Origin of the sequence: Labilibaculum sp., from assembly GCF_041595635.1 — a bacterium.
In the GTDB taxonomy this organism is placed as follows: domain Bacteria; phylum Bacteroidota; class Bacteroidia; order Bacteroidales; family Marinifilaceae; genus Labilibaculum.
Genome location: NZ_JBFHJW010000019.1, coordinates 53,378 through 62,453, shown reverse-complemented (window position 1 = coordinate 62,453; position 9,076 = coordinate 53,378). Strand labels below are relative to the sequence as shown.

10 protein-coding genes and 1 pseudogene are annotated in these 9,076 nt (G+C 35.7%); 4 read left to right on the top strand and 7 right to left on the bottom strand.

Annotated features, from left to right (window positions below; genetic code table 11):
• Nucleotides 1-279, top strand: a pseudogene (locus ABYT26_RS07785) (acetyl-CoA synthetase); the annotation flags it as partial.
• A 265-nt stretch (nt 280-544) separates the two neighbouring features.
• On the top strand, nt 545-1,057 hold the full coding sequence (locus tag ABYT26_RS07780; protein WP_372752576.1) for a DUF3124 domain-containing protein: 513 nt from the start codon (nt 545-547) through the stop codon (nt 1,055-1,057).
• Here the strand turns inward: ABYT26_RS07780 and ABYT26_RS07775 are convergent.
• A complete protein-coding gene (locus ABYT26_RS07775) occupies nt 1,003-2,268 on the bottom strand; it encodes a hypothetical protein (protein WP_372752574.1) in 1,266 nt (421 codons plus the stop codon). The genes ABYT26_RS07780 and ABYT26_RS07775 overlap by 55 nt on opposite strands.
• A gap of 239 nt (nt 2,269-2,507) precedes the next feature.
• On the opposite strand from ABYT26_RS07775, the gene ABYT26_RS07770 reads away from it, so the two are divergent.
• Nucleotides 2,508-3,452 carry an NAD(P)-dependent oxidoreductase gene (locus tag ABYT26_RS07770; RefSeq protein ID WP_372752572.1) on the top strand — a complete coding sequence of 315 codons (945 nt, stop codon included), beginning with the start codon at nt 2,508-2,510 and terminating at the stop codon, nt 3,450-3,452.
• A gap of 70 nt (nt 3,453-3,522) precedes the next feature.
• Here the strand turns inward: ABYT26_RS07770 and ABYT26_RS07765 are convergent, their stop codons facing one another.
• Entirely contained in the window at nt 3,523-4,212 is a 690-nt protein-coding gene (locus ABYT26_RS07765) for a hypothetical protein (RefSeq protein WP_372752570.1), read from the bottom strand.
• A 243-nt stretch (nt 4,213-4,455) separates the two neighbouring features.
• Between ABYT26_RS07765 and ABYT26_RS07760 the strand changes: the two genes are divergently transcribed.
• Complete coding sequence (locus ABYT26_RS07760; RefSeq protein WP_372752568.1) at nt 4,456-4,887, top strand: hypothetical protein; 432 nt, start codon at nt 4,456-4,458, stop codon at nt 4,885-4,887.
• A 77-nt stretch (nt 4,888-4,964) separates the two neighbouring features.
• On the opposite strand, the gene queA is transcribed toward ABYT26_RS07760, so the two are convergent.
• The 5 genes from queA to ABYT26_RS07735 all read right to left on the bottom strand — a co-directional run bounded on the left by queA (nt 4,965) and on the right by ABYT26_RS07735 (nt 8,965).
• Nucleotides 4,965-6,014 carry a tRNA preQ1(34) S-adenosylmethionine ribosyltransferase-isomerase QueA gene (gene queA / locus ABYT26_RS07755; RefSeq protein ID WP_372752566.1) on the bottom strand — a complete coding sequence of 350 codons (1,050 nt, stop codon included), beginning with the start codon at nt 6,012-6,014 and terminating at the stop codon, nt 4,965-4,967.
• Nucleotides 6,015-6,097: 83 nt separating this feature from the next.
• Complete coding sequence (truB, locus tag ABYT26_RS07750) at nt 6,098-6,802, bottom strand: tRNA pseudouridine(55) synthase TruB (protein ID WP_372752564.1); 705 nt, start codon at nt 6,800-6,802, stop codon at nt 6,098-6,100.
• 34 nt (nt 6,803-6,836) lie between these two features.
• Nucleotides 6,837-7,625 (bottom strand): undecaprenyl-diphosphate phosphatase, encoded by a 789-nt coding sequence (locus ABYT26_RS07745; RefSeq protein ID WP_372752562.1) that lies wholly within the window; start codon nt 7,623-7,625, stop codon nt 6,837-6,839.
• A gap of 55 nt (nt 7,626-7,680) precedes the next feature.
• Nucleotides 7,681-7,920, bottom strand: a complete 240-nt coding sequence (locus ABYT26_RS07740; protein WP_372752560.1) for a DUF3098 domain-containing protein — start codon at nt 7,918-7,920, stop codon at nt 7,681-7,683.
• Between the two features lie 172 nt (nt 7,921-8,092).
• Complete coding sequence (locus ABYT26_RS07735) at nt 8,093-8,965, bottom strand: cell division protein FtsX (RefSeq protein ID WP_372752558.1); 873 nt, start codon at nt 8,963-8,965, stop codon at nt 8,093-8,095.
• Nucleotides 8,966-9,076 lie beyond the last annotated feature (111 nt).

Here is a 9,076-nt window from a genome sequence, read left to right as displayed (position 1 = left end):
TTCGAGGTAGAAAGTGCGCTGATGACTCATCCTGCCGTTGTGGAATGCGCCATTACCGGTGTGCCGGATGATGTGCGGGGACAGGTTGTAAAGGCGACCATCGTGCTAAGCAAAGAATATGCTCCCGGAAATGAGGCTTTGGTTAAGGAGATTCAAAATCACATGAAAAAAGTGACCGCTCCCTACAAATATCCTCGTATGATAGAATTTGTTGAGGTGCTTCCTAAAACCATTAGTGGAAAAATAAGAAGGGTAGAGTTACGAAACAAAAACGAGTAAAAGATATTTGTGAATAGTTCAAGAATGTACCCATATATGAGTTGACACTTGAACTATTTCATTTTTAGATCTGAAACGTTAGGGAATATGGATATTTACTAGTTATTGCCCATTTGAGATAATCGAATGGGCAATAGTATATTCATGCTTTTGCCTTTTGTTTGACTATCAGATTTTTTTGTTTGTATTCGAAATAGAATTGCGCACTAAAATGAATTGAAAATAGGCGAGAATTAATATCTTTAGTAGCATAAAATATGCTGGAATGAAAAAAATATTGGGAAGCTTACTGATAATTGTATTCTTATTCTCCTGTGAAAAGGAAAAGGAAGTTAGTTCTATCAACCAGAAAAATTGGGACAAACGACGAGCTGTCATTACCCAATTTGATAGTTTAAAACAGGGGAAAACTTATTTGCCCTTATACTCTCAAATTTACCATAATCATGAGCATAAGTCTTTTGATCTTACGGTTACCGTAAGCATTCGGAATGTTTCCCCCAATGATTCCATTTACATTCTTAAGGCTGAGTATTTTAACACAAAAGGGCAGGAAATTCGAGAATATTTTCAGAAACCCATTTTCTTAAAACCCTTAGAAACGATCGAAATTATTATTGATGAGGAGGACAAAGAAGGTGGTTCGGGAGCCAATTTTATATTCGATTGGGCGGTGAAAAAGAAAAGTATGTCGCCCTTATTCGAAGCAGTTATGATTTCTACCTATGGACAACAAGGTTTGTCTTTTTCTACCCGTGGAATTGAAATAGTTGAGTAATTTTCTTTTTTGTATTTCTGTATTTTTATCAACAGTAAACTTTTAAGCTCTTGTATATCTGATTGTTGTTTGCGAAGAAAAGAAAAGCGGAAAGGAGCATGTTTTTCTATTTTTTGAATGAAATGCTTGCTAAAATCTTTTTGGTTTTCAACTATCGAGGCGATGAATAAGAGAGCAAAACTGCGTTTTATCAATCCATGAAAGGATATTTGTTCCGGATATAGTTTTGTACAGGTTTGATGAAATACTTTACCGAGATAATAAGTTTTACAAACCAATGAATCTAAATTTCCATGAGGTAAATTCGCCGAAAAACAGGTGGTAATACCATCCATATAATCCTGTCGAGCATCTTGTAAGTCATCTAAAATCTGGAGATAAGCACCATATTCATAAAGAAAATGAATTTGTTTTTCGTTTAGATCTCCCATTACCAAATAACCATCTGCAATTACAGAACTAGAGCCTTTTGTAATGCAAATTTTGAAGATTTCCTCCTTCGAAAGTGATGTATTTTTGTTTAGAAGTGCCAAGCTATGGGTTTGAGCTTTGTGAATGGCTAGTAAACTTTTGAAAAGATCAGGATGTTTTGTACGATGGAATTCTGATTCTATCATACTGACTAGATGGTAGATTTTAGATTCTAATATGGATTGGGATTTTATTTTTTGTCCAGCCAGTCGCAAAGCAAATCGCTTGCAAAAATTTAACTTCTCCTCCTTTTCTATTTTTTCGTCATCTAGTAAATTATCGGTGTACGGATAGAGTAAACTATAGGCTAAAAGCGAGGGGGTAATTTTAACTTCTATTCCGAAAAAAGATTGTAGCCCAAGCATGATCCAAACATTCCGCAATGCCTGAAATAGTTCATCATTCTTTAATTCAGGATCAAATTGCCAGGCTTTTTGAATAAAAACTTTTGTGGCGCCAAGCATTTCTTCTGAAAAAATAAGTGCTAGTTCGTTGGAAGAATAGGACAAAGTTTCTTCACAGAAGCTTTTGCATTCATTAAGAATCAGAGTTTTGTTTCCTTGTTCTAAATGAGATTTAGTCTGCATTAATTCAATAAACCGATGGCATTTCGATTCCCAAATTCGTTTTTCTAAGTAAGCAAAACGTTTTTGTTTATTGGGTAAGTGTTCAGGACAATTCTCCCAGCTTTTGATGAATTGTTTTTCGATTTTTGCATATAAGTCTGCATGTTTACTCATAGTTTAAAGAGATGAGTGTGAGGTTTAGCTTACAAGTTCAAAAATTTCTGTGAGAATGGAAATAAAAATTTCGGTACAGAAGAAATTGTTTTCTAAAATTCAGGTTTTCATGTTATAGAATATTCGCCTGATTATCATTAGCCAACTGATTTTTTTTAATTTAGAGAAGTGAAATCAGAAATAAAGGTTGTTTGCAACTAAGTATGATCTGATTTTTCGAAAACCATTAAAAATATAACATGAAATTTTCGATACTGGAACCCATTGGCATTACGGCCGATAAATACGATCAATTGAAAAAAGAATTTGCTGCCATGGGGCACGAATTAATCTTTTTCACCAATAGAAACGAGAATGAGCAAGAACTGATTAAGCGAGCTGAAGGAGCCGATGCAATCATTGTAAGCAATATTCCCATAAGCAAAAACTTTATTGATGCCTGTCCTAAACTTACTATGATTTCGGTTGCTTTTACTGGAGTTGATCACATTGATATGGTAGCTTGTAAGGAGCGTAATATTTTGGTGAGTAATGCAGCTGGATTTTCATCCGAAGCGGTGGCCGAATTAAGTATTGGAATGATTTTTTCTTTGTATAGGAAAATTGTTTCTGGTGATGCCAGCACTCGTGCAGGTGGTGATCGAGCGGGATTTTTAGGAACCGAGCTAAATGGGAAAACAATAGGTATAGTTGGAGCTGGAGCCATTGGACTTAGAGTGGCCGAGATTGCAAAAGTTTTTAATTGTAAGGTGATTGCTTTCAGTCGCAGTAAAAAGACGGTAGAGGGCGTTACATTCGTCGATAAGGCTACTTTACTGAAGGAAGCCGATGTAATTTCACTTCATGTTCCGTTAACAGCAGAAACCAAAGGTATTTTTGGGGAACAGGAGTTCAAACAAATGAAACCTTCAGCGATTTTAATTAATACAGCGCGTGGACCTGTTGTGGATAGCAATGCTTTGTGCGAAGCTTTGAAAAATGGCGAAATTGCTGGTGCTGCCGTTGATGTGTACGAAAAGGAGCCACCGCTAGAGCAGGATCACATTTTATTTGAAGCTCCCAACCTTATTATGCTTCCACACATGGCATTCGCTACTCATGAATCTTTCAATAAGCGCATCGATATTGTAATGGAGAACATTCGTTTGTGGTTACAAGGTAAACCAAGGAACATAATGAATTAGGAACAAGTAAAAAAAAAAGGAGATAGTGTTAAGTTGAAAGAACGCTTTCTCCTTTTTCTTTTTTACAGATTCATCGAATAATCTTTATTAATTCGGTTGTGCTGCCTAGTTTTCCTTTTTTGTTGTATGATTCATTTCGGATAGTACCTATGTCTTGCACAATCCAAACAAGATTGTGTAGTTGAACATTCACAAAACCCATTTTACTTTTCACATCTTCCGAAATTTTGTAGCATTTGAACGTTCCGGCTTCTGTGGTTATGTTTTCGTAGGCTTCCACCTTCCGATGCACAATATTGGTTGTCATGTTCAATATTCCATCACCAATTTCAAGCGATATGGAGCCATCGGGTAATTCTAAACCAGTAGATAGTTTCGATGGATAGACCAAATCTTCGGTACTAATTTTCACTTCCATATCTTTAAATCCTTCCATTTGTTGTTGGTTCAGGTATTTTTCCATATCGATATAGAATACATTTCCATCGCATCTAAATTCAAAGGTATCCTGTTTTATGATACTCTCTGGCGACTTAGGATCCATAATTGTTTGCAGTAGTTTGAATGTTGTTTGGCTTCCATTTTCCTTTACGGATAACATTTTCTGAGTGTAAATGCCTTCAACTTTTCCTTTTGCATTGGTTGTTTGGTAATGCAATTCGGTGCCGATTGTTCCAGGAATGTAAAGTGTACAATCTTGCGAAAAGACTGAACTCGCAAGCAATGCTAGTAAAACGAGTATACAGCTAATTTTTTTCATGTGATTTTGATTGTTACCTACTGATTGTAAGTAGATATTGGTTTACAGCGAATAAGCTATGAAATTGCAGATTAAAACAATTTTTGAGAGGTTTATGGGTGGTTGTACTGAATAGTAAAAGTACGCAATTGTGGAAAAAGGAAAAAATAAATCAGATCTTTGAGTCTTTTTAGTAGAATCAGGAAAGTACTTTCGTGGAAAAATGATAATTTTAGGAAGAACTAGTTAAAATTATATTTTGCAATGGAATTGAAAATTAAGGAATATCCCTTTGGTGAACGTCCTCAGGTAACTCGTCCCAATCGGGAAATTCTAAAATATTTAGGAGAAAAAGGAATTCGTAAATTGGTGGATGATCATTACGAATTGTTGAGAGAGAGTGAGTTTAGTCCGCTGTTTCCACAAGACAAGGACGAATTCGAAGCTGCAAAGCTGCGTTCATCCGATTTTTTTATTCAAATGTTAGGAGGACCTGAGTATTTTAATCAGAATCGGGGAGACCCTATGATGGTTCGCAGGCATGCCAATTTTAAAATTACTCGCAAAGCACGACAGGTTTGGCTGCAATGCTACCAAAAGCTATTGCCACAACTCGATGTGCCTGAAGAGTTAATTGTTTCTTATTGGAATTATTTGGATGTGTTTTCGACTTGGATGGTGAATTCTGAAGAGTAGAGAGACAGGTTAGATGGAAACAAAAAAAAAGCTGTTGAATTCAATTTCAACAGCTTTTTTTTATCGTTATTTCGATTTTAAATAATCAACATTGCATCACCATAGGTACCAAAACGATATTTTTCTTTGATGGCTTCTTGGTAAGCTGCCATTACATTATCGTATCCTCCAAATGCACAAACCATCATCATTAAAGTAGAAAGAGGCAAGTGGAAATTGGTAACCATGCTGTTTGGAACGCTAAATTCATAAGGAGGAAAAATAAATTTATTGGTCCAGCCTTCGAAAGGTTTTAAGGTGCCCATTGTCGAAACTGAAGTTTCGAGGGTACGAACAACTGTTGTTCCTACGGCACAAACATTTTTCTTTTTCTTTTTAGCAGAGTTTACCATCTCAACAGCTAAATCGTTAATTTCGATTTGCTCCGAATCCATTTTATGTTTGGTTAAATCTTCTACATCTACGGTTCTGAAATTTCCCAATCCAACGTGTAAAGTTACTTCGGCAAAATCAATTCCTTTAATTTCCAAACGTTTCATTAGTTCGCGACTAAAGTGCATACCAGCAGTAGGGGCAGCAACAGCACCTTCGTGTTTGGCAAAAATTGTTTGGTAGCGTTCTGCATCTTCAGGTTCTACTGGGCGATCGATGAATTTAGGAAGAGGAGTTTCTCCTAGACCGTATAGCGTTTCTTTGAATTCTTCGTAAGGTCCATCGTATAGGAAACGAAGTGTTCTTCCTCTTGAGGTCGTGTTGTCGATAACCTCGGCCACGAGTAAATCATCATCTCCAAAATACAGTTTGTTTCCAATTCTGATTTTACGAGCTGGGTCTACCAATACATCCCATAATCTTTGCTCGCGATTTAATTCACGCAACAAAAACACCTCGATTTCAGCACCTGTTTTTTCTTTGTTTCCGTGCAAGCGTGCAGGAAAAACTTTGGTATTGTTAAAGACCATAACATCCTCGTCGTCAAAATATTCAATAAGATCTTTGAATATTTTGTGTTCAATTTTCCCCGTATCTTTGTGAAGTACTAGTAAGCGAGATTCATCTCTGTTGTAAGCTGGATGTAACGCAATAAGTTCGGTAGGTAATTTGTACTTAAACTTCGATAACTTCATAATGCAGTATGACTTTTATTTATGGTATTTTTGTTAATAGGATAAGAACTAAGCTCTCCTTTTACGAGAAGATCGCAAGATAGTTATAAATTTTCTAAGAATTTTATAAAATCTTCAATTTCAAGAGCGTCTTTGATGTTAAAATCACCAATTTTTGTCCTCTCAAGAGCGGTTAAATGTGCGCCACTGTTTAATGCTAGTCCAATATCGCGGGCAAGAGCTCTAATGTATGTTCCTTTGCTACATACAACTCTTAATTTTAATAGGTTATCCTTAAACTCGATAATTTCAATATCATCGATAACAAGGGTTTTTTCTTTGATTTCAACTTTCTGACCTTGTCGGGCATATTTGTAGGCTCTTTTTCCATTTACTTTTACGGCCGAAAAATCGGGTGGTCGTTGCTTAATTTCGCCAATAAATCCGTGCACGCATTCCTCAATTAAATCTTTGGTAATGTGTTCGGTAGGATGGTTTTGGTCAACTTCTGTTTCCAAATCGAAAGAAGGAGTTGTTGCTCCCAATTTTAAAGTGGCAATGTATTCTTTTACCTGAGATTGGTAAGTATCTATTTTCTTGGTGTATTTTCCAACGCAAACAATAAGCAATCCAGTAGCTAAGGGATCAAGAGTACCAGCATGTCCAACTTTAATTTTTTTATAGTGGAATTTATGCTTGATTTTGAATTTTACCTTGTTTACTAAATCAAAGGAAGTCCATTTGTATGGTTTGTTCAGAAGAAGTAAAGCTCCTTCCTGAAAATCATTATCGTTTTCAAATAGAATCATTTAGAGGCGTATTTATTGCAAGTGCTATTTTTATTTAGCCTGCAAAAATAGCAATAAGTCCGATAATCGAGCAATAAATTGCAAAATAGATGAGTTTTCCCTTTTTCACCAATTTAATCATCCAGCTACAGGCCAGTAAACCTGACACAAAGGCTGCAAGAAAACCAACTATTAGGGGAGTAGCTTGCAGCGATGTGTTAGTGGATAATTCACCACTAAAAAGGCTAAGTATATTTTCACCGATAATGGGTACCAATACCATAAGAAATGAGAATTTAGCAACATCGGCCTTTCTGTTTCCTAATAGTAAACCACTGGCAATAGTAGCTCCTGATCGTGAGATTCCGGGAAGTATGGCTACTGTTTGTGCTATGCCAATTAGTAAAGCATCGGTAAACGAGATGTTTTTTTCCTTTTGTTTGGCATAGTAAGTGAAAGCCAGAAAGCTTGCGGTAATTAAAAGCATGCAACCAACTAAAAGCATGATTTTATTGGTATTAAAAAGTTCCTCTACTTGATCTTTAAAAAAGAGACCGACGATTGCAATGGGAATCATGGAAATGGCGATTTTCGCTATGTATTGAGTTGATTCGTTCCATTGAAAACTAAAAAGTGCTTTTAGTAGTTCAAGAATTTCTTTTCGGAATACAACAATGGTACTCAAAACTGTGGCGCCGTGTACCACTATAGTAAAAATCAAATTATTTGTAGTAGTAATGCCAAGTAATGCTTTACCAATTTCTAAATGACCACTGCTACTTACTGGCAAAAATTCAGTTAATCCTTGCAGTAAGCCTAAAATTAAGGCTTCAATCCAGTTCATATAATAGAGAAAATTCCGCTTCGAAAAAGGGGGAGATAAATGTTAAAAGTGTTTACTATTCTTTTGGCTTTTTCATGATGGCGTAAATTTCAAAAGCGAAACCAAACAATACAACCATGGGTGCCAGAGTAATTCTTCGAAAGCTAAAAATACTTTCATCAAATACATTTGGGTCATGCGATCCGCCACCCATCATAAGTAGGAATCCAACAATGATGATCACAAAACCAATAAGTATGAGTTTATAGTTTTCTTTCGAAAGAGCAAAATCTAGTTTTTTATCTTGTTTATTCATGTTTTTAAATTATGTCGATTTAGACAAATGAATGCAAATTTACAATAAACTAATCAAAGTGCCTAAAGTAGCATAAGTATTTAGAAAAACATTCCCATTGCAGTTGACCGAAATACAGATATATTTTAGTTTTAATTGTGATAAACCTGTGTTTGTTTTTCTGTAAATGATTTTAATATAAAGATCTGGATTCCAATCGGAGGTACTTGTTTACAGCCAAAAGGGTGGATATCCAGGTAATGAAAAGTCCAATGAGTATAATGAGAAGAAACAGTATGCCAACCATTTCAACATCGTTAAAATTAATGACTTGGTTCAATTCTTTTTGCGATAAATAGATGACTCCGGAAAGCATAGCGTTGGCAATTAAGGCGCCTAAAAAACCATGTATTAGTGTTTTGGACATAAAAGGTCGTCGAATAAATCCGCGGGTAGCACCCACCAATTGCATAGTGTTAATGATAAAACGTTGAGAGTAAATCGACAAGCGAATGGTATTGTTAATCAAGGTAAAGGAAATGGTGAAGAGTAAAGCACTAAAAATTAGGATGATTAAGCTAATTCTTTTCACGTTTTCATTGACCAGGTGAACCAATGACTTCTGATAATCGAGTTCTTGGATTTGTGGTTGTTTGAGTAGATGCTTTTCGATAACGGCAATACTATCGGGATTGGCGTAGTTGGCGTATAATTTCACATCGATAGAAGCACGAAGCGGATTGTAGCCTAAAAACGAGATAAAATCTTCACCCAATTCTTTTTCAAAATCTTTGGCTGCTGTTTCTTTATCGACATATTCGGTTGCTTTTACATACTCGCTGGCATCTAATGTTTTTTGCAATCGACGAATTTCAACCTCTTTAATATTGTCTTTTAAAACAACCGAGATGCCAATGTTTTCTCTCACATAATTGGAAATCTGATTGGCATTTAAAATGAGTAAGCCCATTAATCCAAGCATGAAAAGAACCAGTGAGATACTTATAACCGAAGTAATGTAGGAGGAGCGAAGTCTTCGTTTTGTGCCTTTTTCCTTGTATGTCATTCGAAACAAATTAAAGAATTGTATTTGAGATAGTAGCCATATGTTCAGCAATAACTTGATTGACTGTCATGCGAAAATACAATTTTTCATTCAAAATATATCAACTACTTG

What these genes read in the sequence shown, in the direction of transcription:
- ABYT26_RS07735 (WP_372752558.1), bottom strand. Translation starts at nt 8,965, where the DNA reads ATGACATACAAGGAAAAAGGCACAAAACGAAGACTTCGCTCCTCCTAC.
- ABYT26_RS07740 (WP_372752560.1), bottom strand. Translation starts at nt 7,920, where the DNA reads ATGAATAAACAAGATAAAAAACTAGATTTTGCTCTTTCGAAAGAAAAC.
- queA (WP_372752566.1), bottom strand. Translation starts at nt 6,014, where the DNA reads ATGAAGTTATCGAAGTTTAAGTACAAATTACCTACCGAACTTATTGCG.
- ABYT26_RS07775 (WP_372752574.1), bottom strand. Translation starts at nt 2,268, where the DNA reads ATGAGTAAACATGCAGACTTATATGCAAAAATCGAAAAACAATTCATC.
- ABYT26_RS07765 (WP_372752570.1), bottom strand. Translation starts at nt 4,212, where the DNA reads ATGAAAAAAATTAGCTGTATACTCGTTTTACTAGCATTGCTTGCGAGT.
- ABYT26_RS07745 (WP_372752562.1), bottom strand. Translation starts at nt 7,625, where the DNA reads ATGAACTGGATTGAAGCCTTAATTTTAGGCTTACTGCAAGGATTAACT.
- ABYT26_RS07780 (WP_372752576.1), top strand. Translation starts at nt 545, where the DNA reads ATGAAAAAAATATTGGGAAGCTTACTGATAATTGTATTCTTATTCTCC.
- ABYT26_RS07760 (WP_372752568.1), top strand. Translation starts at nt 4,456, where the DNA reads ATGGAATTGAAAATTAAGGAATATCCCTTTGGTGAACGTCCTCAGGTA.
- truB (WP_372752564.1), bottom strand. Translation starts at nt 6,802, where the DNA reads ATGATTCTATTTGAAAACGATAATGATTTTCAGGAAGGAGCTTTACTT.
- ABYT26_RS07770 (WP_372752572.1), top strand. Translation starts at nt 2,508, where the DNA reads ATGAAATTTTCGATACTGGAACCCATTGGCATTACGGCCGATAAATAC.